A 26906-nucleotide genomic window follows, 5' to 3' on the forward strand; every position below is an offset into this window, starting at 1 on the left:
ATTGACTCAAAGTTCCTGCAGATATTTTGGTAAACCACCGATCAAACGGAGAAATTTAAGAATGAAGAAATTTTTGCAAATCGTTGCAGCCGCAGTTATCGCCTTACCTTTGGTAGCCACAGCGCACGGCCCTACTCGTCAGGAAGTTGATGAGAAAATAGTGATTAATGCTTCACCTGAAAAAGTCTGGAGCATGCTCAAAGATTTTAGCGCCATTGATAAATGGCATCCAGCAGTTGAAAGTGTTGAAATGAAGGACGATAAGGTTCGTGTTTTAACATTGAAAAGCGAAGGCAACCCGACTATTACCGAAGAGCTGGATAAAATTAACGACGAAAAAATGACCTTGATTTACAAGATCACTGATATGAGCGTCGTTAAAACCATTACGTTTAACAGTCAAGATACACCTTATTACACCTTGCCCGTTTCTACCTACAAATCATGGATGTATGTTAATGAAGTAGATGGTGGAACTGAAGTAAGATGGCGCGGTAAATTCTATCGTTCTTTCATGGATAACCCACCAGTACCAGAAGGTCAGTCTGATGCTGAAGCGGTTGAAGCTGTAACTGCTGTGTATAAAAGCGGTTTGGAAAACCTGAAAAACATTATGGAAAAATAATGCTTTTTTCGAACGACAAAAATGCTTTTCTGAAAGCGGCCCTTAATCGGGTCGCTTTTTTTATGTTTGCAACGATTTCGTTAAGCGCCTGTGCAGAAAAAACTGACTATGCCTTTATCACCAATCAGCTCAGTGATGACATAACGGTGATTGATATAAATGAGCGGCAAGTAGTCACCACGATTAAGGCCGGCAAGGCGCCGGCGGGAGTGGCATTAAGTCAGAACGGAAATCGAGTACTGATTACCAATCCTGACAGCCAGAATATTTCCGTTATTGATGCACGTAAATTAACTGAAATCAGCCAGATTCCAGTCGGTCAGGGACCGGTCGGTATCGCCACTAACCATGATGGCAGCATTGCTTATGTTGCTGACTGGTACGAACATAAAATCAGTATCGTCGACGTCGATGAACAACAAATCCGTCATCGTATCAACGTAGGGAAATCACCTGCAGGTATTATCCTCGATGAATCACGTAACCGATTATATGTTGCTAACCGTGATGACAATACTGTCAGCATCATCGACACTATTACTGAACAGGTTCTGGAAACCGTAAATGTTGGCAAATCCCCGTTTGGTCTTGCATTAACGACGGACGGACAACGGCTTTTCAGCGTAAATGTTCAAGATAACAGTGTGACGATGATTGATACTGATAACTTGACAGCAACGTCCACAATCGAGGTTGGTGAATGGCCCTATTGTGCGGTGGCTAGCCCTGATGGCAAGTTTCTCTATGTGACCAATCAGGATGAAAACAGCGTATCCGTGATAGACATTGCTACACAGAAGAATATTAATACCATTGATGTAGAAGACAGTCCGGAAGGTATTGATATAACGGCCAATGGTAAACATCTCTACGTTTCCAACTGGGGTAGTGACAGTGTATCCATCATTGACACGACTACGGGCAAACGTATTACTGATGTTAAAACTGGAAAAGGCAGCCGTGCTTTTGGTGATTTTATTATCAGTCAATAATCTGTTGTGACAATTCAGATAACTTCCCTGGCTGTAACTGACGCCACGTTAAGCAATATAGCGGCCTTACTGGCTGAGCAACTTAATCTTGAATTAATGTTGCCTGATGCAGAAAAAGCCCAGCTGATTTTAACGCCTAACCGACTGGAAATTCGTTATCCTCAGCTGGGGGGCCGGTTTTTATCGATTTTGTTAGCGGTAAAAATCAGCACCGACGTCAATTTGGTGGTGGTAGGGGTCAGCCACTGGCAAAAGCTGTAGGCCTTAAAAACGGCGCGAATCCAATTATCATCGATGCAACTGCCGGTTTTGGCAGGGATGCTTTTGTATTTGCCAGCCTCGGTTGTCAGGTGACGATGATTGAACAGCAACCACTTGTAGCAGCCCTATTGGCCGATGCGATGCAACGAGCACAGACGGATGCAGAGACGGCACAAATTATCTCGCGCATGCAGTTACACCAAAGCGATGCTACGAAGTATTTAGCCAGCCTCAACGAAGCAGAAAGACCGGATGTGGTTTATCTGGATCCGATGTATCCAGCACGAGAAAAATCGGCTCTGGTCAAAAAGGAAATGCAGCTTTTACATCAGCTGGTCGGCCCCGATAGTAATAGTGCCGAGTTACTCAATATTGCACGTAAAGTTGCGTTAAAACGGGTAACCGTTAAACGACCAAAAGGTGCTGAATTTTTCGCAGATCAAAAACCACACGTCAGCATTGAAAGTAAAAATACCCGTTACGATATTTATACTGGTTGATTGCCGTTAGCGTCGTTGTTTATCCAATTCTCTCAAATGCGCCAGCTTTTCGGCAATTTTGATTTCCAGACCACGGTTGACCGGCTGATAATAGTGTCGCTGCGGCATCGTTTCCGGAAAATAGTTTTCTCCCGCCGCATATGCATCCGGCTCATCATGGGCGTAACGGTATTCCTTACCGTAATCCAGCTCTTTCATTAGCTTGGTCGGGGCATTACGCAAATGCAAAGGCACTTCGGCTGAACCAAAGTTCCTGGCATCCTGCATCGCCGCTTTAAAAGCGGTATATACAGCATTACTTTTTGGTGCACTTGCCAGATAGACCACCGCTTGAGCAATCGCCAGTTCGCCTTCAGGACGACCCAGTTTATCAAAGCTTTCCCAGGCATCCAGCGCAATACGCAAGCCCCGCGGATCAGCATTACCGATATCCTCAACCGCCATCCGCACAATACGCCGCATCAAATAAACCGGATCACAACCACCATCCAGCATCCGACATAACCAATACAAAGCTCCATCAGGTGAAGAGCCACGGACCGATTTATGTAATGCCGATATCTGATCGTAAAAAGCTTCTCCGCCTTTATCAAATCGCCGTAAGGTGCCTGATAATACTTCGGCCAGATCAGTCTCATCGACTTCGGTTTGCTGTTTACTGTCTGCTAAATCAATGGCGATTTCCAACAGGTTCAGCACCCTTCGGCCATCCCCATCGGCTGCTTGCGCCAACTGTTCACGTAACTTATCGCTCATCGCGATATCACGGCCAGCAAGTCCACGGATACCATCCTGCATAGCCCGCTCAATGATCAGTTTTAAATCATTAATTTCCAGCGATTTGAGTACGTAGACGCGTGCCCGCGATAACAATGCGTTATTTAATTCGAATGACGGGTTTTCAGTGGTGGCACCGATAAAGGTAAAGGTGCCGTCCTCAACATAAGGAAGAAAAGCATCCTGCTGTGACTTGTTAAACCGATGCACCTCATCGACAAACAACATGGTGCGTCGACCACGTTCCTGTTGCAACTGTTTGGCTCTGGCAACAGCTTCACGAACTTCTTTAACCCCGGCCAATACCGCCGAAATACTGATAAATTCCGCATCACAATAACCGGCGATCAATCGTGCCAGCGTTGTCTTACCAGTTCCTGGAGGGCCCCAGAAGATCATTGAATGCGGCTGGCCTGTGGCGATGGCCTGTCTTAAGGGCTTCCCCTCGGCCAGTAAATGTTGCTGACCGATATATTCATCCAGCGACTGCGGCCGCATCCGATCAGCCAATGGACGGCCGACCTGTGGATGCAGATTATCAAACAGACTCATTAGGGAACGTCGCCCACCACATCAACACCCGATGGCGCTTTGAATTCGAATCTTGATGCTGGTAAATCAGGATTAATCTTTAGATTTTTAAACACCAGTCGGGTGCGCTGATCAAAACTGTCTACCATCAGCATTTCACGAATACCCTTTTCATCAAAAGCCAAAGCGACTGTCTGGTAATTGTTGTCATCCGCTTTTGGCACCAGTCGAACCCATTGCAGATCGTCTTCCGATTCCAGTTCCTGAATATCGTATTCCGCTTCTGGCAAGGTATTGCCGGATAATAAACCTGCTGGCGTTTCGGCTAAGGCTTCATCCTGTAACTTGACTGTGATTTGTTCCAAATCGACATCGTAAAACCAGATACGCTCGCCATCCGCCACGATTTGTTGCGGGAAAGGCGTTTCATAATCCCAACGGAATTTACCGGGCCTGGATAACAGAAACTGACCGGTTGCTTCTTCAACCACCTGTCCATCCGTATCAATTACAGTTTGCTGGAAATCCGCTTCCAACTGAGAGACCTCCTGAACAAATGTATTGAGCCTATCAACAGCCGATTCTGCAAATGCCAATGATGGCAGAACTAACCATCCAAGCATCAACCACTGTATTGCACAGCGTTTTATCATTTCTTTACTCCAAATCATTTCAGGAACAACTAAGACATCAACTGTTACTAACTAATTGCATTAATTACGCGGAGGGGGTGCTAATACTTCACGGCTACCATTGGTTTGCATTGCTGAAACCACACCTGCAGCTTCCATCGCTTCTACAATGCGAGCCGCGCGGTTATAGCCGATTTTCAGGCGACGCTGCACTCCGGAAACAGAAGCGCGGCGGCTTTCCGTCACAATCTGCACCGCTTGATCATAGAGGGGATCAGATTCTCCATCACTGGCATCACCGATGCCGCTGCCCCCCTCGCTATCATCATCCGCATTATCCTGAGTAATTTCTTCCAGATAATTTGGGCCGCCCTGGGTTTTCAGGAAATTCACCACAGCATGCACTTCATGATCATCGACAAAGGCGCCATGCACCCGTTCTGGCAATCCACTGCCTGGAGGCAGATATAACATATCGCCCTGCCCTAATAGCTGCTCTGCTCCCATCTGATCAAGGATAGTGCGTGAATCAATTCGCGACGACACCTGAAACGCCATTCGTGTGGGTATATTGGCCTTAATCAAACCGGTAATGACATCGACCGATGGTCTTTGGGTTGCCAGAATCAAATGAATACCGGCAGCACGAGCTTTCTGGGCCAGCCGGGCGATCAGTTCTTCGACTTGCTTGCCGACCACCATCATCATATCGGCCAGTTCGTCGATAATCACCACGATAAATGGCAAAGTTTCCAGTGTTGGAATCGGTTCCCCGGGTAACACTTCAGCCATTGGATCCGGAATGGGTTCACCACTATCAATCGCATCCTGTACTTTTTTATTAAACCCAGCGATATTTCGCACGCCTAATGCCGCCATCAGCGGATAACGTCGTTCCATTTCGGCAACACACCAGCGCAATGCATTGGCGGCTTCTTTCATGTCGGTGACGACCGGCGTCAATAAATGTGGAATATCTTCATAAATTGATAATTCCAGCATTTTGGGGTCTACCATAATTAGCCGGACCTCTTTCGGAGTGGCTTTATACAGCAGACTTAAAATCATGGCATTTACTGCAACAGACTTACCTGACCCCGTTGTGCCCGCCACCAGTAAATGCGGCATTTTTTCAAGGTTTGCCACCACTGGCCGGCCGGCAATATCTTTACCCAAGGCCATAACCAACGGTGATTTACTGTTTTCATAATCACTACAGGCGAGAATTTCACGTAACCGAACTACTTCACGTATTTCGTTGGGAATTTCTAAACCAACATAGGGTTTACCCGGAATAATCTCAACAATACGCACACTGGTTATCGATAAGGCTCTGGCCAAATCTTTAGCCAGACCGCTGATGCGACTGACCTTGATACCAGCTGCAGGCTGTAATTCAAAGCGGGTGACTACCGGACCGGGCTGAACTTCGACCACCTGCACTTCCACGCCGAAGTCTTTTAACTTCAACTCCACCAGCCGTGATAGCGCTTGTAATACATCTTCGCTGTAACCCGCTGTAACAGCTTTTGGCATATCCAGTAACGACAGAGTCGGCATACCTGGTGCGTCAGGTGTCTCAAATAAAGGTTGCTGACGTTCCTTTTCTTCGCGTTTGCTGGGTTCTTTTACCTGCAACTTTGGCTCAACTCGGACTTTGGCCTTGTGCTGCATTTTCTCTTTCTGAGCAATAAACGTTTCTTCGCGTTGCTGACGGGTGCGTCTAACCTGCAAATTTTCCTTTAGCTCACGACTCCAGCGAGCTACATGAATTAACACCACCATGGCTATCGCACCGAGACGATCAATAACCATCAGCCAGGATAAACCGGTAAACAACGTTACCCCGGTCAATAGCAGCGCCAATAGCAATAAACTGGTTCCGGAAGCACCAAAAACCGATTCAAATCCATGACCGACGACTTCACCCAGCACCCCACCAGCACCTAATGGCAACAAATCGGCATAGTCCATTAAACTCAAGGAAGACAAGCCACTGGCTGCAGCCAGGGCCATCACTAATCCAACTGATTTCAATACCCAGAAATGTAACGCATCGTCGCCATCGGCACGTTTGCCCCAACTGAATAAAAGCCAGCCACTGAAACCCACCATAAATGGCGCAAGATAAGCTGGGAAACCAAAGCCGTACAACAAAGCATCTGCCAACCAGGCTCCGACAATACCGCCCCGGTTCGCGATCAGATCATCAGTACCGGTAGTTGACCACCCAGGATCCGTCGGTTCGTAGGTTAATAAAGACAGAAGTAAATAAGCCGCCAGTGCCAGCGCCAGAATCAGTGCAGCTTCCCGAAGTCTGAATCCGACTGCGCCAGCGGTGGCATCCGGTTTATTTTTGTCGTTTGCCTTTGTCGCTTGTGCCAATGTGATAATTCCAATGAAGCCAATTGATTAAGCGCAAATTCTAACACAGGTTTTAACAGCTGATGCTTGTCCAAAAGCAAAGCAATGGGTACTCTAATCGATTCGTTTTTTATTCGATACTGGGAGACACTCTTATGGCGGACAGCAAACACTGCCGACTACTGATTTTAGGCTCTGGTCCGGCGGGCTATACGGCCGCGGTTTATGCTGCTCGTGCTGCTTTGGAACCTGTTTTAATTACTGGTATTGAACAAGGTGGTCAGTTAACCACCACCACCGATGTCGATAACTGGCCTGGTGATGCCGATGGTGTGCAAGGTCCGGAATTAATGCAGCGTATGCAAAAACATGCAGAACGTTTTGGTACCGACATTATCTTTGATCATATCCATACTGCGGATTTAACCCAGCGGCCGTTCAAATTAACCGGCGATGCCGGAGAGTACACAGCTGATGCCTTAATCATTGCTACCGGTGCATCAGCAAAATATCTGGGCATGGATTCTGAAGAAGCTTTTAAGGGGCGTGGGGTTTCAGCCTGTGCCACCTGCGATGGTTTCTTCTATAAGAATCAACCTGTTGCCGTCATCGGTGGCGGTAACACAGCCGTAGAAGAAGCATTATATTTATCTAATATCGCTTCCAAAGTTACCGTAATTCATCGCCGTGATAGCTTCCGTAGTGAGAAAATTCTCAGTAATCAGTTACTGAAAAAAGCCGAAACCGGAAATGTGGAAATTCTCTGGAATCATACTCTTGATGAAGTTCTGGGTGATGATGCTGGCGTTACAGGTATTCGTGTAAAGAGTACAGAAACGGATAATACTCAGGAAATTGCCGTTCAAGGTGTCTTTATCGCCATCGGCCATCAACCTAATACGTCGATGTTTAAAGGTCAGCTGGAAATGCAGCATGACTACATTATCCTCAAGAAAGGTACCCAAACCAGTATTCCTGGTGTATTTGCTGCGGGTGATGTGTCTGATCCGATTTACCGTCAGGCGATTACCTCAGCAGGAGCTGGTTGTATGGCAGCGCTGGATGCTGAACGTTTTCTGGAAAGTGAAAAATAAAAACTCATAAGGCAGGGCCTCCCTGCCTTATCTATCCTTAGGAGAAATACCAATGGCGCTTTATCAACATATTCTGATTGCAGCGGATTTTTCCAACCATACGGATATGGTGATTCACCGAGCTAAAGCATTAGCATCGGCTAACAATACACGTTTGAGTTTATGTCATATCGTAGAGGATTTTCCACTTACAGATTTTGCTTATGAGCCAATGATTAGTGTTGATGCTGATATGCGTGAGGCTTTACTCGATGCAGGCAAAAAACAACTAACCGCTTTAGGGCAAAAATTTGATATTGAGCCAAACAATCAATGGATAGAATTTGGCAGTCCAGGTCGCGACATTGTGCGTATTGCCGAAGAAAACAATGTTGATTTGATCGTCGTGGGCTCTCACGGTCGTAAAGGCATTAAAATGCTACTGGGTTCCACCGCCAATGCTGTACTGCATCATGCTGGGTGTGACGTTTTAGCCGTCAGGTTAAAGGGCGAAAGTTAAACCAAAGATGACTTTACGCCTATCGGCTTTAGGACCTTTTCTTGCTGTGGCGTTTATCAATGCCATGGTGGATCTGGGCCACAAAATTATCGTGCAAAATACCATCTTCAAAATTTATGATGATGCAGCGCAAGTCGGCCTGACAGCCGTTGTTAATGCGTTAATTTTATTACCCTTTATTTTATTGTTTACCCCGGCAGGTTATCTTTCAGATAGATTTGCCAAACCCGGTATTATGCGCTGGTCGGCTTTCTCTGCCGTCATCGTTACCTTGTTGATTACACTCTCCTATTATCAAGGCTGGTTCATTTTTGCCTTTGCTTTAACCTTTGTTTTAGCTGCACAAAGTGCGATCTACTCTCCCGCTAAATATGGCTATATCCGCGAGCTGGCCGGTAAAACTGAAATTGCCCCTGCCAATGGTTTTCTGCAAGCCACTACCATCGTGGCAATTTTAAGTGGGATATTTGTCTTTACCATCTTGTTTGAAAGCCTGTTAAGCGATCAGGTTTATCAAAACGAAGCCGATATTATTCGACTGATTGCCCCATTAGGCTGGTGTTTAGTGGGATTGTCATTATTAGAATTATGGCTTGCATGGCGTCTGCCAGTATTGCTTCCCAGCCAGAAAGAGCATCGTTTTAACTGGGCAGCATATACCCAAGGTAAACAACTAAAAACCAATGTAAAACTGGTGACTACCAAACCGATAATCTGGTTTTCGATATTGGGTTTATCATTATTCTGGGCATTATCTCAAACCATGCTGGCAGTCTTTCCAGCTTTTGCCAAAATCGTGCTGAATGAAGACAATACGATCATCATTCAGGGTTTATTAGCCTGCTCGGGTCTGGGCATCATCAGCGGTTCTCTTCTGGCCGGAAAGCTTTGTCGTCAACAAATTCATTTCCCTGTTATTTTGGTAGGGGCCATTGGATTAATCAGCATGCTGTTTGTAATCCCCTACCTTAATGCTGTCATTCCATTCGCTTTAGCAATAATTAGCTTTGGTTTTTTTGGTGGTTTGTTTATTATTCCACTCAATGCATTAATTCAAATGCATGCTGACATTACCCAATTAGGCAGTGTGCTGGCTGCGAATAATTGGGTGCAGAATCTGGCGATGATAAGTTTTTTAATCCTGACATATCTGGTGGCCAAAGCAGATACACCCAGTGCATTATTTTTACAATATTTACCTTGGTTAGCTGTACTATTGATTATCCCAATTCTCATTAAATTAAAACGCAAATTTGTCTGATAAAAACTCACTAAGAAGGATATTTTGTGTCAACGCAATCATCATTCCCGCCCGTTTACACTGAACCTTTTCATCAGGCCTCCGAAAATCTGCGCCGAGCATTACCCTTTATAAATCAACATCAGACCCCTATTAATCCGGTAAATTATGCCGTCTGGTACGAATATGTCTCAGGCACCAATCAGGCATTAAAACAAGCGATTGACCGTCGATTACAGCAGAAGCAGAAAATCACAGCGGAAATCACCCAGCAGCTTTATGAAAAATACGTATTAATGGGCATGCCGGAAAGGCTTGAAGCAACAAATAATGGCCTTAGACTGGTCGTCGACAACACGATGAATCAAATCAATAAGGTTGAACTGGCTGCAGATGACTTTTCAGAAGATTTAGCTGTTCAGCAAACCAAACTGGAACAATCCGAGGATATTTCAGCAATCAAGGGTGTGTTGTCAGAAATACTGGAAAATACTCGTCGACTTGGACAGTCCGGTAGCGAACTCAAGCAGGAACTGGCCGAAACCACACAGGAAATTCTGAAACTCAGATCTGAATTGGAAGCCGTAAAACAGGAAGCTAAAACCGATGGTTTAACAGGCTTGTTAAATCGCAGCGGCCTCAATAAAGAACTTGCCGAATTGTGCCATCATGGTAAAAACGTGTTCACATTAGCCCTGTTTGATCTCGATCACTTTAAACAGGTAAATGACAGATTTGGTCATTTACTGGGGGATCGCGTCTTGCAATTTTTTGCCAGTCTGCTGAAAAAACAATGTGAGCATCAACCAAATATTGCAGCCCGTTTTGGTGGGGAAGAAATGGCATTGATTTTTATTAACACTCCATCAAACGTTGCCGTGCAAATGGCAGATACTATCCGTCAGCAGCTGGCGGGGAGTAATCTGAAGAAAAAAGACAGTGAAGAAACCATCGGAACGGTAACGGTTTCGGTTGGACTGAGTCAGTATCAGCCAGGCGATACTTCATTGAATATTATTGAACGGGCCGATGTTGCTTTATATGAATCAAAAGCAGCTGGTCGAAATTGCATTACGTTACGTTAATCAGAACTTGTAAAACTCGCTATTGAGATACTCGACCACCTGTTTTTGCTGATCAGGTGTCCAGTTAACGTCAGCGGCAATCGCACAATTAGCGACGCGCTTATTCAGACCTTCCAGGCTTTTAACTCCTCGTTTATCACGTGTGTATAGCGAATTAGCTTTTCCATCGGTCAGTGAAGCATGACATTGCATGCAATTGGCATCGTGCAATTGTTTTCCCTGTGCCAGCGCTGTCGCGCTGACACTGAGGAAAACCATAATCACTAAATAATGCATCGCTCAGACAACTGCCCGTGTTTGCAAGGCAGCAATGCGTAATGAAGCTGGAGGATGCGAGTCATAGATAGCCGACACTAAAGGATCCGGTGTCAGTGTACTGGCATTTTCTTTATACAAAGCCACCAGCGCAGTTATCAAATCGTCGGCATTGGAAACCGAAGCCGCATAGGCATCTGCTTCAAACTCGTATTTGCGTGACATCGATGTCATTAATGGATGCAGAAAGAAGCTGAATACCGGGATCACCAGCATAAACAGAATCAGTGCAATCGCATTATTTTGGGTCTCTACACCCAGACCGGTGTAAAACCAGGTCTGTGTTGATGCCCAGCCTAATATTGCCAGTCCAACCAGACTCATAACGGCCATCATCAGCATATTCTTGACGACATGCTTGCGACGGAAATGACCTAATTCATGTGCCAGAACCGCTTCAATCTGATCTTCATTCAAGGTATTAAGCAATGTATCAAAAAATACGATGCGTTTGTTATTACCCAAGCCAGTGAAATAGGCATTGCCGTGTCCACTGCGGCGTGAACCATCCATCACATAAATTCCCTGACTCTTGAAACCACAGCGCTGTAATAAACTTTCGACCTTCTGTTTCAGGTTGGCATCATCCAGGGGCGTAAATTTATTAAATAGCGGTGCGATAAATGCCGGATAAGCCCACATCATCACCACAGCAAAAACCATCCAGGCTGCCCATAAATATAACCACCAGAATTCACCTGTGCTGTTCATCAACCACAAGGTCACCCAGGCAATCGGTGCGCCGAGCACCAACATCAGCAACATTTGCTTGCCAAAGTCACCTAGAAATAAGGCGGGTGTATTTCGGTTAAAGCCAAATTTTTCTTCCATTACAAAAGTGCGATACCAGGACAACGGTAATTCCAGCAGTGCCCCAATCACCAGAAAACTCAGAATCAAAACCACCCCGGTTGTCATAGCTGACCAGCCAAAACCTTCCCAGGCACCGGACAACATTGCCAAACCACCGCCCAGGGTCCAGAGAATTAACACGACCGCCCCAAACAGACTCTCGCGGCGCATTTGAGCCCCTTTTGCGGCAGTGTAATCAGCTGCTTTCTGATGTGCGGCCAGACCAATCTGCTCACGAAATGCGGCAGGCACTTCATCGCGATTCGCCAGCACATGGCGACGTTGACGCAATGACAACCAGATCTCAATCCCCGTCATCAGGGCGAGGGCAATTAAAAATATCCAGCTAAATTCATTCATAATTTTTTAAACCAGTTAGAATCGTATAAGGTGTCGTGTACATTAGCCTTTGATACAATCAATGGCAACATAGTTCACCTAAATCTGTAGTAATAAAAAGACGGAGCTCATGGCCAAAAGCAAACATAACCTGATCTGGATTGACCTGGAAATGACCGGTCTCGATACCAATAACGACTATATTATCGAAATCGCCACAATTGTCACTGACAGCGACCTGAATATTTTGGCAGAAGGCCCGATCATTGCGATTCATCAATCGGACGCTATTCTGGCGGGTATGGATGAATGGAATACCAAACAGCATGGCGGCTCTGGTCTGGCTGAACGCGTTCGTAACAGCATTGTCACCGTCGAACAAGCCGAACAGGAAACTCTGGATTTTTTGAAAAAGCACGTCCCTGCAGGCATTTCTCCTATGTGTGGCAACAGTATTTGTCAGGATCGTCGCTTTATGGCGCGGTTGATGCCGGAACTGGAAGCCTATTTTCATTATCGTAATCTTGATGTCAGCAGCTTCAAGGAAATTGCGCGGCGCTGGGCACCCAAAGTCGAAAAATCTTTCAAGAAAAAATCATCACATCTGGCGATGGACGATATTAAAGATTCCATCCGCGAACTGCAGCACTATCGCGAGCATATGATTAAAGTGCCTGAGTAAAGTCACCATTTGTAGTAACTACAATTCACGGTAATTTCACGACAACCGCAGGATGATCATTACACTCAATTAAATTGTGATTGTAATGGCGCACCTTAAACCAAACTTACCGTCAAAGCAGTGCCTGATCTGCAACCGACCATTCAGTTGGCGAAAAAAATGGCGTGAGTGCTGGGAGCAGGTGCTTTACTGTTCAGAGCGGTGCCGTCGTCAGCGTAAGCAGGTCAATCGCATATGAAGCCCTTAGTGGGGTTCCCGGAAAAAATGGTATTACTCGATTGTGAGACCACGGGTGGTAATGCCATTCGTGATCGTCTCACCGAGATTGCTTTAATCGAAATCACCGATGGCGTTGAAACAGACCGGTGGCAGACATTGATTAATCCGGGTATCAGCATTCCCCCATGGATCAGCAAATTAACCGGCATTACCGATTCAATGGTGGCAAACCAACCTTCCTTTGTCGACATTGCTGAAGAATTGCAGCAACGTCTAGCCGACAAAGTATTTGTTGCCCATCATGTGCGCTTTGATTATGGTTTTATCCGCGAATCGTTTCGTCGCATTGGTATAAACTTTTCTGCCAAAACGCTATGTTCGGTCAAAATCAGTCGTTTGTTATACCCTGAGCACCGCCGTCATGGAATTGATGCGATTGTTGCCCGGCTGGGCCTGACCATTAATCAACGGCATCGGGCGATGGATGATGCCCAGGTCATTCTTGAGTTATTCCAGCAGACTCAACGCGATTTTGATGAATTCACTCTCCAGCAAGCCTGTAAACAATTATCACAACAAACCCGATTGCCCAGTCATCTGGATAGTGCTGAAATTAATAAACTGCCAGAACGCCCTGGGATTTATCAGTTTTTTGATGAGCAAGGCTCGCTGCTTTATATCGGCAAATCGGTCAATATCAAACAACGTGTGCTCAGTCATTTTGTACAGAATGGCAAACTACGCAACTCGGAAATGCAGCAACAACTACAGCATATCGATTTTATCGAAACGCCTTCCGATTTTGGTGCCCAGCTGCTGGAAAACCAATTAATCAAAAGCAAAACACCGCGCTACAACCGGCGTCAAACCAAAGCCAAGCGACTTTATCAAATCGCTTTAACCGTTGATGAGAAGGGATACCACCGCACCACAATTGAAATGGCTGACTTGCATCAGCCGCCGGATATCAGTCAACGTTATGGATTATTCCGTAGCCAAAAACAAGCGGAAAAAAACTACTCGATCTGATTAATGAACATCAGCTGTGTCAAAAACTTTGCGGCATGGAAAAAACTAAAAACGGCTGTTTTGGTTATCAGTTAAAAAAATGTCTGGGTGGCTGCTGTGGCGAAGAACCGGCAATACGGTACAACCTGCGATTGCAAACTGCATTATCCGGTATTAAAAATCAAGCCTGGCCATGGTCAGGGCCCATTGTAATTACTGAACTGCCGGCAGATGGCGATTACGAGGCGGCGCATTTTCATCTGGTCGATCAATGGCTTTATCTTGGCACCATTAAAAATCATCATGATGCTTATGAAAAGCTGCAACAGCGATATGCTGAACCCCAATATTTTGATCTGGATGCCTACAAAATCCAGCTACGCTTTCTATTAAAACTTCGCCCTAAACAATTATTGATTGAGACATTACGTTTACCTGCACAGGAGGCTTCATGATCACTAAAAGTCATAGAATTTTAGGCTATGCCGGACTGCTGCCTTTCTTAGGATTGGCAGTTATGAGCTGGCTGGGCTATTTATATGCTATCGACTGGTTGTTGAGTTATGCGGCACTTATTTTCAGTTTTCTGGGTGGTCTAATCTGGTATGTCAGCAGCGTTGAAAAGCTTCCCCGTCATGTGCTGATAGTCAGCATCTCCACCATGTTATGGGCCTGGTGCTGGTTGTTATCTCCAACACATTACTGGTTATGGCTGGCTGCATTATCATTTATTGGCTTGCACTTATACGAACGGCAGCAACTCCATGAAATCTACTCTGCCGAGTTGATGCGTCTGCGTGCTCATCTATCTTATGGCGCTGCGTTTTTTTTGTGGCTGGCAGCAATGTCGACATTAAATGTCTAGGCTGCGTTATCTCAATCTGATCCTTGGTGATCAACTTGATGCAGAGAGTCAATTATTCGATAACTTTGATCCTCAGCATGATCGACTGTGGATGGCTGAAATGTCAGCTGAGTCCACAGAGTATTTATCAAGTAAACAGCGCACTGTTTTATTTTTATCGGCGATGCGGCACTTTTCTGAAAAACTCAAAACCGATAACTATCCGCTGATTTACTGGACTTTGAGTGACAAAAAATCCAGTTTCCCAGACGCTTTATCTGCCACGTTAAAACACGATTCATTTAAAAAAATCCGTTGCGTATTGCCTGGTGATGTCCGGGTTATGAATGAAATACAGCAGTGCGCCAATGATGTTGATATTGAGATTGAATGGCTGGCCGATCAGCATTTCATCAGTGAAAAAGGTGAATTCAAAGCCTGGCTTGCCGATCGCAAACAACCGCGAATGGAATTCTGGTATCGCCAACTGCGTAAAAGCCGACAAATCCTGATGGAAGATGACCAGCCGCTTGGCGGTCAATGGAATTTTGATAAGGACAACCGCAAAAGCTTTGGCAAAAAAGGTCCATCCAAATTGCCTGAGCCTTTATTGTTTGAAGCGAATGACATCACTAAACAAGTCATAACCGATGTTGAAAAATTTCTGCCGGATCTCTACGGCAATATTGAAACCTTTAACTGGCCGGTCAGCCGTGAACAATCTTTGGCAGCATTAAATGATTTTATCCAGCATCGACTGCCACATTTCGGCGATTATCAGGATGCGATGTGGACTGACGAACCCTGGCTTTATCACTCACGCTTATCGACCTGTCTGAATCTCAAACTACTCTCCCCCGCAGAGGTGATTGCAGCGGCTGAAAAAGCTTACACCGACAATAAAGCACCTTTAAATGCGGTAGAAGGTTTTATCCGGCAAATTCTCGGCTGGCGTGAATATGTGCGGGGGCTTTACTGGAGCTATCGTGATGACTGGTTGCAGATGAATGCTCTGAATGCCCGACGCAAGCTGCCAGCGTTATACTGGAATGCTGAAACCGAAATGACTTGCCTGCATCACAGTGTCAAACAGGTGCTGGATCATGGATACGGCCATCATATTCAACGACTGATGGTCACCGGTTTGTTTGCCTTGTTATGGGGTGTTAAACCCAAGGCTATTCATGAGTGGTATCTGGCGATGTATGTCGATGCCGTTGCCTGGGTGGAGATCCCGAATACATTGGGTATGAGTCAATACGCCGATGGCGGCATTGTCGGCTCCAAACCGTATATTGCCAGCGGCGCCTATATTAACCGCATGTCCAATTATTGCCAGTCCTGCCCATTTAATCCAAAACAGGCCAGTGGCGAAACCGCATGTCCATTTACCACGCTGTACTGGCTTTTTGTAGACCGGCATCAGGAACTGTTGAGTAAAAACCCTCGTCTCGGTATGCAGGTCAAAAACTGGCACAACAAATCTCAAGATGAACAACAGGCCATCAGCCAGCATGCTGAATACCTGTTCAGAAATTTACCGTAAGGAAACTCCATGCAAGCAACGCAACTGGTCTGGTTACGCAATGATTTACGCCTCGATGATCATCCCGCATTGGCATTAGCAGCCGAACAAGGGCCAATCCAGGTAGTATTCTGCGCCACACCCGAACAATGGCAGCAACATGATGAATCCCCGGCAAGATTAGGGCTTCGCGCAGCGGTATTACAGGATATCGCTGATCGACTTGCCCAGCTTGGAATACCGTTTCATTTACTCGAAGTCGATTATTTTGCCGATGTACCTGCTGAAATACTCAAACTCTGTAAGCAACAAAACATCAGTGATATCTGGTTTCAGGCCGAAACACCGTTGGATGAGCAACGTCGCGATCAATCTGTTAAAGATGTATTAAGCAAAGCCAATTTCAAGGTGCATCTGCTCGCCGAAGACCTATTGGTCGCCTTACCGGTAAAAACCCAGCAGGATGACCCTTTTAAAGTGTTCACGCCTTATTACCGTCGCTGGTTGCAAATCCTCGAAGATATTCAGCAAGCACCTTATGCAAAGCCAAAACCACAGGGTAAAGCCTTAAAACCAGAGCTATTGAAATGTGATTGGGCCGGAGAATTTCGTGATGATTTATGGCCCGGCAATGAACAAAAAGCGTTGGAACGGCTTTCGGCATTTTGTGAAATCAAACTGGATGATTATAAAAGTCAACGTGATTTTCCCAGCAAACCGGCCACCAGCACGCTGTCACCATATCTGGCCAACGGCCAGTTAGGTCCCAGAAGATTACTGGCGACCATTCAGTTTTATTGCGGTGAAGCCAATCGTGACTGGCGTCATGATGACTGGCTTCGCGAACTCGCCTGGCGGGATTTTTACAAACAATTATTGCTGTATTTTCCACGCATCAGCATGGGTAAAGCATTCAAACCAGAAACTGAAAAAGTTATCTGGCGCGATGATGAAGCCGGTTTCAAAGCCTGGTGCGAAGGCAAAACCGGCTTTCCGATTGTCGATGCCGCCATGCGTCAACTCAACCAAACAGGCTGGATGCATAATCGTCTCAGAATGATTACCGCCAGCTTTCTCAGCAAACTGCTGTTACTCGACTGGCGACGTGGGGAACAGTATTTTCTGCAGACATTAATTGATGGTGAATTCGCCGCCAATAACGGCGGCTGGCAATGGAGTGCATCAACTGGCGTCGATTCAGCGCCATACTTTCGGGTCTTTAACCCCACCCTGCAATCCGAACGTTACGATCCACAAGGATTATTTATCAAACGCTTTGTACCGGAGTTAAAAGACGTACCAATCAAGCAACTGCATAATCCACCAGCAGATTTACGCGAACAATACGGTTACCCACAACCGGTAGTGGATTATAAACAGGCCAGAAAAGATGCCATTGCCGCGTTTAAGGATTTGCCGAAAGATTAGATGTTAGAGACCATTCAAACCATTATTCATAATGACTCCAAAGCCGGAGAACTTTTATTACACCCTCGTTTTCCAGGACCTGATAAACCAGACGATGTTGAATGTTAATCCTGCGTGAATAGGCTCCGGAAAGATCACCAACCAGCTTTTCAAATGGCGGTGGTTTTCGATAAGGATCTTCTGAGACTAACGTCAGCAGTTCCTGGGCTTTTGGTTTAAGCCCACTTGAGGCCAATTTTTTTGCATCTTTTTGTGCTTGCTTGGTGTAAACCAACTTCCATGTCACCACTCAAGCTCCTTATCACATTCTTCAACAGGCGTATCCATACCCTCACGAATCGACTCGCGCATCCCAGGAACAGACAATAAAAATAATGTCTCCTGAATAGCGTTCCAGTCTTCTTCCGAAATCAACACAGCCTTATTACGCTTGCCCATAATCACCACCGGCTGATGAGACTCGGCCGTTTCATCAATAAGCCGATAAAGATTACTTCGTGCTTCAGTGGCAGTAATTCCGCTCATGATAAACCTCAACTAATTTTTAAAACTATGGAAATTGTACGCCTTAATGTACGTTCGTCAATCCGTACGTTTTGCTACGGTTATTAAATTTAGAGAGGAAAAAGATATTAATCAATTTGGTTTCCAGTGGATTTTTAGAAATCGCTTATTCGAGTGGATAACTCGGTTTTTGGGTACTTTGATCACATATCCAGTTAACCCAAAGTTTGTCATCGGTGCCTTCTTCAAGGGTCAAATAATTTCGTGCTCGGATATATTGGTCGGAGCCAAAGGGTTTCAACATGGAGATTTTGATGGTTTCGTCTTCATTGAGAAACTCATCTCGATCATTGGTCACGGCCATAATACCCAACCAGGCAATGCGACTTGGAGACGGATGCAATATGCCAGAGGAAACAACCTGATGAATTTTCAGTGGTCGATCGTGTTTGCGTGAATCATTAATCACCCCAAGACATCCCAGATGCACATCACCAGACAGAATCACCGTTTTCTGATGCTGTGATTTAATGTTGTAGCGTTTTTCAGCATTTTGCAGCAAACGCATAATTAAACGAGCACGCTCTCCCTGATGCTCTTTGGAACGCCAGTGATCTTTCAAATCATCAGTCAGTTCTTCTTCCCAGGGGGTGACATCAAAACTGGCTTCGGTAAATGAAAAGTCACGATACACAACCGGTACAGCTGACATGACTAACAGGTCGCCATTGTTCACCTTATTATCAAGATAATCATTAACCATCTGCCACTGGCTGAAACTCATTACCTGTTCAAGCGTGCGCTCGGCTCGGTTGTCGAGTGCCAGGATATGATAGTCCCGGAATAAAAAAGCAAAAGCATAATGTTTTGCCTGATTATCCAGCAAACTGATATTTTTGCTGCTACGGATTTGGAATAATTCAAAATAGCGTTTAGCAATATCATAAACACCCTGATAGACATCGCATTGCTGCATTTCCTCTGGATAGCTGCCCCACCCATCAAATATATCGTGGTCATCCCACATCATCACCGTCGGTATTGATGCCATCATCAATGACATGGACGGGTTATCCCATCGTTGGCAATAGAGTTTTTCATAAAAACGATTGACCTGATCGCGCATTGTGGCGTTAAAGGTACGCGACGTTTTTTCTACTTTAGTGAGTTGTAACCATTTCTCTAATTCCGGGACAGCCGACCATATTTCATCCGCATAGAGTTGATCACCGCCCATCATTAGTATGGAAAAGGGTTGTTGATAATGCTTGCGCTGCATGTCCTCCCATAAGGCGTATGGGTTTTCGGTTTTGGTGAGAATATCTGCACTGGAAAAACCATTACAGGAGGTATAAGCAAATATCGGCTTTTCATCTAAACCTGGCACATAAAACGTCCAGCGGTCACGACCATGCTTGTCATTGGCTTTGTTGTTATTCAGATTAATAGTGTAGCTGACAAACTTACCTGAACTGTTTGCTGGTATTTCTGCTTCAACTCGCCAGAAGTAGCCTTTTGGTGTTGTCTGAATTTGCGTTGCCTGAACAGAAATGTCATCCATGATCACCGTAGCGGAGCTCACCGTTTTATCGGTCAAAAAACACACTGTGTAATCAGTGTCCGACTCGACACCGAGTAAGGGGCCGATCATTAATGAAGAAGACATTTTTTCCCTCCCTAGATTTTGCTTTATCAGGACCTTCGCGCCCTGTTCTATTTATTTAAGAAAACAAAACTACTTTCTGTTTTCTCCGTTCTGTCTTTCCATAATGCATGGTGCATTGAAACGTTGAAAAAATAATATTTCACATTATTAAATGACTAGCAATTTAATGAGTTCGATCCGCAGATTACATAGATGGACGCAGATTTTTTGGATTAACCACCAAGGCACGGAGGGCATAAATATGAATAAATAATGTAGGTTGGTTTAGCGCAGTGTAACCCGACAAAGCAAACGTGATTTTTGGGCTTCGTGCCTCAGCGCTAACCTACGAAGTTTTTACATTACCAATATTGGTGTTTAGGGGGCATGGTTAAATCACACCATTGCCTCTAAATTAATCTGCGTAATCTGCGGATAAATATCCATATAAACCTCTGTGCGCTTCGTGCCTCTGTGGTTAATAATCTGAAAGGTCTCAGCCATTTAACAAAATAATGCCCAAGGCGATGACGTAAACGGAGAGAATTAAGGCACTTTCGAAACCAATTCGGCCAATGCCGTATGTCTCGCGCCGCACCATGCCCAGCAACAAAATGGCAGTCATCAGGATACTGACCAATCCCCATGTCATCTGGACGGGTGACATATCGTGATAGATGGAATTATGCGGATAGCCCGCATCGGCTGCGGCTACTACAAGAATATTAAAACAGTTGGTACCGAAGATATTACTAACTGCCAGGGTCAGCGCGCCATAACGTATCGCGGCTATAGTGGTCACCAATTCGGGTGTAGAAGTCGCCAGGGCAGTAAACAGCCCCCCACCAGAGTGTCCGAAAGGCCGGTGTGATCGGCAATACCTTTGGCTGATTCCATTACCATCCAACCCGCGATGCAGGTCACGAAAGCCAGTGCAATAAAACCAAGCCATGTTGCCGCCAGGCTACCATGATGTTGTTTTTGGGGTTTATCCGGAACTGTCTGTTGTGTTGGCCGTGGAAACCACATTGGTCGTGATTGCGCGCGGTGAACCAAGCGCAATCCAAATAGATAGCTAAAAACGATCACTGGCGTAACCGGATGTACACCCCAAAAGGAAACTGAGGGCGAGACGGTCGCCAGTAATGGCAGTGTCAGTAATACAATCAACAAGCCTGCGAGTATCAGGTTCACAGGGGAAGCGGCTGCATGCTCCAGATTGGCTTTGCGATATACGATGTCCGCAATACCAAGAAACACCAGATTCACCGCCATGCTACCCATAACATTACTCATGGCCAGATCGGGGCGTGAATCCATTGCGGCACTTAATGTCGCAGCAAAGTCCGGTAGCGAAGTCACTCCCGCCAGCAGTAACACTCCAAACAGTGCTTCCCCCATGCCAGTCCGATCAGCCAGTTCATCTGCCAGTTTTGCCAACCGACTGCCAGCGAGAATGATGATCAGAGCAGCGATACCAAAAGCGATCACGTTGAACGTCAAGGATGAAAACATTTAGGGCCTCAAATGGCGATGAACTACCTGCAATAGTAATCAAAACTTAGTCTCAGCCAAGACTAACAGCTAATCCGTTGTATTTTTCAGAATAAATCTTGGGTTTCGCAAACCCAATCAAAACTAATATTATTTGATCCGCAGATTACGCAGATGGACGCAGATTTTTTTGAATTAACCACAGAGACACGGAGGGCACAGAGGTTGATAAATGAAGCAGTTCAGGTTAGCCAAGCGTAACCCGACATAAATATAGTGTTGGGCTTCGCAGACTAAGCGCCAACCTACGAAAAAAATTTATCCATCAACATTTATGGTTTGTAAGGCACGGTAATATCCATATTACTTCTCAAATAATCTGCGTCCATCTGCGAAATCTGCGGATTAACGACTATATAAATCTCTGTGTCTCTGTGGTTAATGACTCGGCATCACGTCCCAATCACCCCACCATCCTCTTTACTAATAAGCACCGTGGCGGAACGAGGACGGCCATTTGGATGATGATCGGGCCAGTTACTGGCCGCGTTAGGGTTTTGGGGGGACTTATTGATGCCACGTCTTTGCAGAACATCTAACATTTCACCCGGGTGCTGAATATTCACCCACATGGTTTTCATATCCGGCGTCATGATCACGCCAGTGACTTCACAACCGACTGGGCCGGTGAGAAAACGGCGGATGTCGCCGGTTGCCGGATCAGCTGCCAGCATCTGGTTATTGCCAAACTCTTTAAACTGCCCGTCATTCATCACGCTGGAACTGACATCAGTTTGAATCCACAACACACCGCGATCATCTATATATAAGCCATCGGGATTGGCGAACTGCTCACCCTTTCCTTCGCCAGCAAAAACAAAAACCTGCCAACTAAACTCAGTGGCAGTGGCGTCGGCTTCACTGAATTTAATGATATGACCGAAAAGGTTCTGGTTACGCGGATTAGCGGCATCTTTACCGACATTATCTTGTTGGCCCCGATCACTGTTATTGGTCAGTGAGACAAACACCTCATCGTTATGCGGATGCACCGTGATCCATTCCGGGCGGTCCATTTTGGTGGCGCCAACGATATCTGCTGCTGCACGGGCATGAACCAAAACATCGGCCTGATCGACAAACCCGTTTTCCGTCGTTAACCCATTTTCACCAAACAGCAGCGGCAACCAACGGGCGCTGCCATCCTCTTCAAAGCGTGCTACATAGAGAATGCCATCATCCAGCAACCGACCATGATGTGCGCCCAGACTGCCATCCCAGGCATCGCGGGTAATAAATTTATAGATGTATTCAAATTTGGAATCATCACCTGAATAAAATGCCAAACGGCCGTCCCTGCCTATTTTGTGCGCCACATTTTCATGGGCAAAACGTCCCAGCGCGGTCCGTTTTACCGGAATGCTTTGTGGGTTATATGGATCAAATTCAACCACCCAGCCAAAGCGATTGGCTTCATTAGGCTCTTTATCCAAATCAAACCGCGCGTCAAACTGCTGCCAGCCGTAATAACTGAACCCCAGCTTATAGCGTTGCCAGCGGCGTTCGGTTTCCGCATCTCTTGAGTGTTTGGGATCAGCGACAAAGTAATAATGAAAATTCTCTTCGCAGGTCAGATACGTTCCCCAGGGAGTTTTACCATTGGCGCAGTTATTTAAAGTCCCCAGCACGTTTTTGCCTTCTGGATCAGCTTGGGTTTTCATCAACTCATGTCCTGCAGCCGGGCCGCTGATCTGCATTGGTGTGTTAGCCGTTAAACGGCGGGCATAGGTCGATGGACGGACAATTTGCCACTCACCATTTTCCTGTCTGACTTCAATCAGCGATACACCATGAGCATTTTGCTCTTTGGCGACTTTGTCGGCAGTGTAGGTTTCCGGTGAATGCTTATGGCTGCCATCGGTATGAATGACATCCAGATCCAGATATTCATGATTCATTACCAACAGGCCATGATCATTATTCTCTGAACCTGTAGGCAGTGGAAAATACTGCAAGGCATCATGGTGCATACCGGCCTGTTGCATTTGATCAGCGGCACTGTTGCTGGCATCCATGTTAAATGCCGGACCATCCGAAATAGGATCCCCCCAGCGGTAAAACACTTCAGCCCGGTAGCCTTCCGGCACCACCACTTCATCGAGTAAATCAGCGGTCGGAATCGGTGTAAAGCCAAGCAATTGAGCTTGATTGCGAAGCATTGTAGCGGCCGAGGATAATGGCATTGCAGATGCCAGCATCGCACCTAAACTGAATTGCAGCACTGAGCGTCGACTCAACTGCTTTTGCAGGAGTGGATCAAAATGGTTGTTCATAAAAATTCCAACTACAAATTATCACTCGGTTTATTGTTTTAGTTGCCCCACCAGTTTATTCAAACTCTGGCTGACTTGATTGAGACTGTGCCCAGCCTGTTCAATTTCAGTTATTTGCTGATTCACGGTCTCTGAGCGCTGTTTGATCTGTTCGGTACTTCTGGCGATATCATCCACTACCGCTGTCTGTTGCTGGGTTGCTGTAGCGATGGAAGCATTGACCTGATGAATATTCTGCACCGCGTTTATTACCGGAGTCATCGCTGTTTTAGCTTTAAAACCTTGTTCAGCACATTGTTCAGCAAACTGACTCTGGGATCGAACCGTTGCAGCAGCTTCACCGCTGCTGTTCAGCAGATCGACAATAATGGCCTGAATTTCTTCCGTTGATTGTTTAGTGCGGGTCGCCAATTGTCGAACTTCATCGGCTACCACACTGAAACCTCTGCCATGTTCACCGGCTCTTGCGGCCTCAATTGCCGCATTCAGGGCCAACAGATTTGTTTGCTCAGCCACACTTTGAATCACCACCAGCACCTGACTGATATCCTTGCCACGTTGTTCCAATGTATTCATCGTGCTCTCAAATGCTAACAAATCCTCAGCGAGTTGATGACTGGCATTGGCAGCACTGGTTAATTGTTGACTGGCCTGCTGAGTTGCCTGAGTAGCCTGTTCTGTTGATTCAGCCGCATTTGAGGCACTTTGGGCAACCTCTTTAAAGGAATACGATAACTCGGTGACCGCAGCCGAAACTTCCTCGGTGGCGGCAATCTGTTGTTGATTGACCGATACCGCCTGCATTGAGGCAGTTTGTAAATCAGTACTGGCAGCCAATACATTTTGAGATTGCTGATTCAGCTTATCAATCAACTGAGCAAAATAACTTTGTAGCTGCAGGGCCGATTGCTCAACGGATCGTGATTCGACAAACGGTAGCTGTGAAACCAGCGTCTGTTGAAAGTTACCTTTAATCATCTGGCTGAAATAATGCTCTAACTGAATTAGAAAACGGATGATTCGTTTCTGTAAAAAATAGAACAGCAAAATAGTCAGGATAATAATGGTAACAACCCCCATCATGATCCACTGTACCTGCTGACTGATAGACTGTTTGATGTCTTCTATTTTTAACTGAAACTGATCCAGCTTATCGGCAAATGTAGAAATCTCGCCACCTAAGGCCGTGCGTTTTTGTTGTAGCTGCTGATCAAACTCTAATGTATTGCTTAATTCTTTTTCATAGCGTCTGCTCAATGAGAATAATGAGTCAATGCCACGTTGCCCAAGTTCTTCCGGCTCCTGGGGAATTAATGCTTCGGTATTCACTTCTGAATAAACACCAAATTTTGGCAGAGTATTTAATTGTTCCAACTTATCGATAAACGCATTGTTCGCAGAAACTAATGCTGTTTGAATCTCGCTGGTTTGCAATTCGATATAACGCTGCCGCAGGCGACCAATATCATTCAGCTGACGACTTAATTCTGCCAGTAGTGCTGTAAAGGATTGCTGATAGGGATGCCCCTGCGCTTCTCTATTTTGAGCGTAGTCGATCAAAAGGCCAATTTCACCATCTCGTTCACGTTCATTCTGAATCAGCAGCGCTTGTGGATTACCAGCCAGTTTTCCAGCCTCACGCACTTCAAGTACTTTTTCCTGAAGCAAGGCAATGGCAGATTGAATCGTCTGATTATCCTGTTCAGTGAGCCAGGTCTGTTCTACGGTAGATAATTCAACAAGCTGTGTTTCCGCCTGTTGCAGCAGGTCAGCATCACCGGAAGCCAGATAACGGGCCAACAACACCCGAACCTCAATATCAAACCGGGATTTAAATTGCTGGAACTGCTGGGCGATCTGATAGGGCTTATCTAATTGTTGCCAACCCCAAATACCCGCCAGCACTCCTATCATTAATCCAGCAGCCATAAATATTGCCAGCCATCTTGATACCACACTTAATCTCACACCTGCTCCAGTATAAATAGACATACAGGCACGAGACTCTATAGGGTGTTAATGACAGCTTTATGACGGGGTATTGTGTTGTTCCAAAGCCCACTGTACATGTTCACGTACAAGTTCTGAGGGATGTTCAAGCCGGTCCTTTAATACCGCCAAAACTGTTTTTGAAGTTTTGGCATTCCCCAGAGCAATAGCAATATTCCGCAACCAACATTCATAACCAATGCGGCGTATTGGGCTACCTTCAAGGCGTTGCAGAAATTCAGATTCGGTCCAGGCAAATAAATCCACCAGCTGAGGGGCATCAAGACCTTCGCGTGGCAAATAAGCCGATTCTGTTGTCATCTGAGCAAATTTGTTCCAGGGACATACCAACTGGCAGTCATCACAGCCATATATCCTATTGCCCATCATAGGTCGGAATTCGACAGGGATACTGCCGCGAAGCTCAATGGTCAGATACGAAATACAACGCCGGGCATCCAGTTCGTAAGGTGCGACAATCGCCTGAGTCGGGCAGATATCGATACAGGCCGTGCAGGAACCACAATGATCAGATACAGGCTCTGTCAGTGGTAAAGGCAGATCAGTATAAATTTCACCCAAAAAGAAATATGAACCGTTTTGCCGGTTTAACACATTGGTATGTTTGCCAATCCAGCCCAGTCCGGATTTTTGTGCCAGGGCTTTTTCCATCACGGGTGCGCTATCGGTAAAAACCCGATATCCCATTACACCAACGGCCTCCTCAATTCGTTTCGAAAGCCGAAGTAAACGCTTACGTATCAATTTGTGATAATCCCGACCCAGCGCATAACGGGAGATAAAACCCAATTCACTCTCGCCCATCACTTGCCATGCATCGGAAGCGGTTTCAGGCCAGTAGTCCATTCTGGCGGTTATTACGCGAATAGTTCCGGGCATTAACTCTTCGGGATGGGTTCGCAAACTGCCATGGCGTTGCATAAACTCCATCTCACCATGAAAACCGCGCGCTAACCATTGTTGCAATTGATCTTCAGCTGCAGAAAGGTCAATATCACTGACCCCAAGCTGCTGAAAGCCCAGTGAACGCGCCCAGATCTGCATATCTTTTAAAAGCGTTCGGGATAACTGCACTGTATTTGAATCGGCCATGCGGGCTATTATAAAG

28 protein-coding genes are annotated in these 26906 nt (G+C 45.8%); 15 read left to right on the forward strand and 13 right to left on the reverse strand.

The genetic code is table 11. From position 1 onward, the window contains the following. Positions 1–61 precede the first annotated feature (61 nt). From AC08OG_RS14040 to AC08OG_RS14055, 4 genes are read left to right on the forward strand one after another with little or no spacing between them, the layout of a single operon-like run. A complete protein-coding gene (locus AC08OG_RS14040; RefSeq protein WP_292356559.1) occupies positions 62–625 on the forward strand; it encodes an SRPBCC family protein in 564 nt (187 codons plus the stop codon). Continuing rightward, complete coding sequence (locus AC08OG_RS14045; RefSeq protein ID WP_482929766.1) at positions 625–1617, forward strand: YVTN family beta-propeller repeat protein; 993 nt, start codon at positions 625–627, stop codon at positions 1615–1617. The genes AC08OG_RS14040 and AC08OG_RS14045 overlap by 1 nt, the downstream gene beginning before the upstream one ends. Before the next feature lie 6 nt (positions 1618–1623). Further along, positions 1624–1878 carry a hypothetical protein gene (locus tag AC08OG_RS14050; RefSeq protein ID WP_482929767.1) on the forward strand — a complete coding sequence of 85 codons (255 nt, stop codon included), beginning with the start codon at positions 1624–1626 and terminating at the stop codon, positions 1876–1878. Next, positions 1800–2378 carry a class I SAM-dependent methyltransferase gene (locus AC08OG_RS14055; RefSeq protein WP_482930557.1) on the forward strand — a complete coding sequence of 193 codons (579 nt, stop codon included), beginning with the start codon at positions 1800–1802 and terminating at the stop codon, positions 2376–2378. Before AC08OG_RS14050 ends, AC08OG_RS14055 begins: the two co-directional genes overlap by 79 nt. Before the next feature lie 6 nt (positions 2379–2384). Here the strand turns inward: AC08OG_RS14055 and AC08OG_RS14060 are convergent, their stop codons facing one another. The 3 genes from AC08OG_RS14060 to AC08OG_RS14070 are packed head-to-tail and all read right to left on the reverse strand — an operon-like array spanning position 2385 to position 6703. Beyond that, positions 2385–3707, reverse strand: coding sequence for a replication-associated recombination protein A (locus AC08OG_RS14060; RefSeq protein ID WP_292401264.1), 1323 nt, complete (start codon positions 3705–3707; stop codon positions 2385–2387). Then, positions 3707–4339 (reverse strand): outer membrane lipoprotein periplasmic chaperone LolA, encoded by a 633-nt coding sequence (lolA, locus tag AC08OG_RS14065; protein ID WP_482929768.1) that lies wholly within the window; start codon positions 4337–4339, stop codon positions 3707–3709. The genes AC08OG_RS14060 and lolA overlap by 1 nt, the downstream gene beginning before the upstream one ends. A 60-nt stretch (positions 4340–4399) precedes the next feature. Next, positions 4400–6703 (reverse strand): DNA translocase FtsK, encoded by a 2304-nt coding sequence (locus AC08OG_RS14070; protein WP_482929769.1) that lies wholly within the window; start codon positions 6701–6703, stop codon positions 4400–4402. Between the two features lie 134 nt (positions 6704–6837). Here AC08OG_RS14070 and trxB point away from each other — a divergent pair, with 134 nt between their 5' ends. Genes trxB through AC08OG_RS14090 form a run of 4 tightly spaced genes read left to right on the forward strand, consistent with a single transcriptional unit; the run spans position 6838 to position 10600 of the window. Continuing rightward, a complete protein-coding gene (trxB, locus tag AC08OG_RS14075) occupies positions 6838–7776 on the forward strand; it encodes a thioredoxin-disulfide reductase (RefSeq protein WP_292356572.1) in 939 nt (312 codons plus the stop codon). Positions 7777–7828: 52 nt separating this feature from the next. Then, positions 7829–8275, forward strand: coding sequence for a universal stress protein (locus tag AC08OG_RS14080; RefSeq protein ID WP_292356574.1), 447 nt, complete (start codon positions 7829–7831; stop codon positions 8273–8275). 7 nt (positions 8276–8282) lie between these two features. Next, a complete protein-coding gene (locus AC08OG_RS14085) occupies positions 8283–9536 on the forward strand; it encodes an MFS transporter (RefSeq protein ID WP_482929770.1) in 1254 nt (417 codons plus the stop codon). Positions 9537–9562: 26 nt separating this feature from the next. Beyond that, positions 9563–10600: a GGDEF domain-containing protein gene (locus AC08OG_RS14090; RefSeq protein ID WP_482929771.1), complete on the forward strand. Its 1038-nt coding sequence runs from the start codon at positions 9563–9565 to the stop codon at positions 10598–10600. On the opposite strand, the gene AC08OG_RS14095 is transcribed toward AC08OG_RS14090, so the two are convergent. Continuing rightward, positions 10601–10876, reverse strand: coding sequence for a hypothetical protein (locus tag AC08OG_RS14095; protein ID WP_439504003.1), 276 nt, complete (start codon positions 10874–10876; stop codon positions 10601–10603). A gap of 3 nt (positions 10877–10879) precedes the next feature. Then, positions 10880–12127 carry a M48 family metallopeptidase gene (locus AC08OG_RS14100; RefSeq protein WP_439504002.1) on the reverse strand — a complete coding sequence of 416 codons (1248 nt, stop codon included), beginning with the start codon at positions 12125–12127 and terminating at the stop codon, positions 10880–10882. Positions 12128–12236: 109 nt separating this feature from the next. Between AC08OG_RS14100 and orn the strand changes: the two genes are divergently transcribed. The 7 genes from orn (at position 12237) to AC08OG_RS14135 (ending at position 17812) form a co-directional block, all read left to right on the forward strand. Next, positions 12237–12788, forward strand: a complete 552-nt coding sequence (gene orn, locus AC08OG_RS14105; RefSeq protein ID WP_292356583.1) for an oligoribonuclease — start codon at positions 12237–12239, stop codon at positions 12786–12788. A gap of 85 nt (positions 12789–12873) precedes the next feature. Then, positions 12874–13026 (forward strand): DUF2256 domain-containing protein, encoded by a 153-nt coding sequence (locus tag AC08OG_RS14110; protein WP_292356585.1) that lies wholly within the window; start codon positions 12874–12876, stop codon positions 13024–13026. Continuing rightward, positions 13023–14036 carry an exonuclease domain-containing protein gene (locus AC08OG_RS14115; RefSeq protein WP_482929772.1) on the forward strand — a complete coding sequence of 338 codons (1014 nt, stop codon included), beginning with the start codon at positions 13023–13025 and terminating at the stop codon, positions 14034–14036. Before AC08OG_RS14110 ends, AC08OG_RS14115 begins: the two co-directional genes overlap by 4 nt. Positions 14037–14071: 35 nt before the next feature. Then, positions 14072–14470 carry a hypothetical protein gene (locus AC08OG_RS14120; protein ID WP_482929773.1) on the forward strand — a complete coding sequence of 133 codons (399 nt, stop codon included), beginning with the start codon at positions 14072–14074 and terminating at the stop codon, positions 14468–14470. Then, the gene (locus AC08OG_RS14125) at positions 14467–14880 is read left to right on the forward strand and encodes a DUF3429 domain-containing protein (protein ID WP_292356589.1); all 414 of its coding nucleotides are present in this window, start codon (positions 14467–14469) and stop codon (positions 14878–14880) included. The genes AC08OG_RS14120 and AC08OG_RS14125 overlap by 4 nt, the downstream gene beginning before the upstream one ends. Continuing rightward, positions 14873–16405 (forward strand): cryptochrome/photolyase family protein, encoded by a 1533-nt coding sequence (locus AC08OG_RS14130; RefSeq protein ID WP_482929774.1) that lies wholly within the window; start codon positions 14873–14875, stop codon positions 16403–16405. Before AC08OG_RS14125 ends, AC08OG_RS14130 begins: the two co-directional genes overlap by 8 nt. 9 nt (positions 16406–16414) lie before the next feature. Continuing rightward, the gene (locus AC08OG_RS14135) at positions 16415–17812 is read left to right on the forward strand and encodes a cryptochrome/photolyase family protein (RefSeq protein WP_292401289.1); all 1398 of its coding nucleotides are present in this window, start codon (positions 16415–16417) and stop codon (positions 17810–17812) included. Positions 17813–17834: 22 nt separating this feature from the next. Here the strand turns inward: AC08OG_RS14135 and AC08OG_RS14140 are convergent, their stop codons facing one another. From AC08OG_RS14140 to queG, 8 genes are all read right to left on the reverse strand, one after another. Further along, positions 17835–18098, reverse strand: a complete 264-nt coding sequence (locus AC08OG_RS14140) for a Txe/YoeB family addiction module toxin (RefSeq protein ID WP_292401292.1) — start codon at positions 18096–18098, stop codon at positions 17835–17837. Continuing rightward, the gene (locus AC08OG_RS14145; RefSeq protein WP_439503999.1) at positions 18095–18337 is read right to left on the reverse strand and encodes a type II toxin-antitoxin system Phd/YefM family antitoxin; all 243 of its coding nucleotides are present in this window, start codon (positions 18335–18337) and stop codon (positions 18095–18097) included. Before AC08OG_RS14145 ends, AC08OG_RS14140 begins: the two co-directional genes overlap by 4 nt. Before the next feature lie 145 nt (positions 18338–18482). Next, entirely contained in the window at positions 18483–19982 is a 1500-nt protein-coding gene (locus AC08OG_RS14150) for an alkaline phosphatase D family protein (protein WP_439503998.1), read from the reverse strand. A 475-nt stretch (positions 19983–20457) separates the two neighbouring features. Continuing rightward, positions 20458–20763 carry a hypothetical protein gene (locus tag AC08OG_RS14155; RefSeq protein WP_482929775.1) on the reverse strand — a complete coding sequence of 102 codons (306 nt, stop codon included), beginning with the start codon at positions 20761–20763 and terminating at the stop codon, positions 20458–20460. Then, positions 20760–21476 carry a sodium:calcium antiporter gene (locus AC08OG_RS14160; protein ID WP_482929776.1) on the reverse strand — a complete coding sequence of 239 codons (717 nt, stop codon included), beginning with the start codon at positions 21474–21476 and terminating at the stop codon, positions 20760–20762. The genes AC08OG_RS14155 and AC08OG_RS14160 overlap by 4 nt, the downstream gene beginning before the upstream one ends. A gap of 431 nt (positions 21477–21907) precedes the next feature. Beyond that, positions 21908–23788 carry a PhoX family protein gene (locus tag AC08OG_RS14165; protein ID WP_482929777.1) on the reverse strand — a complete coding sequence of 627 codons (1881 nt, stop codon included), beginning with the start codon at positions 23786–23788 and terminating at the stop codon, positions 21908–21910. A gap of 30 nt (positions 23789–23818) precedes the next feature. Beyond that, a complete protein-coding gene (locus tag AC08OG_RS14170; RefSeq protein WP_482929778.1) occupies positions 23819–25780 on the reverse strand; it encodes a methyl-accepting chemotaxis protein in 1962 nt (653 codons plus the stop codon). Between the two features lie 36 nt (positions 25781–25816). Then, positions 25817–26890, reverse strand: a complete 1074-nt coding sequence (gene queG / locus AC08OG_RS14175; protein ID WP_482929779.1) for a tRNA epoxyqueuosine(34) reductase QueG — start codon at positions 26888–26890, stop codon at positions 25817–25819. Between the last annotated feature and the right edge of the window lie 16 nt (positions 26891–26906).

It is taken from the genome of Methylophaga sp. F7 (assembly GCF_056863975.1).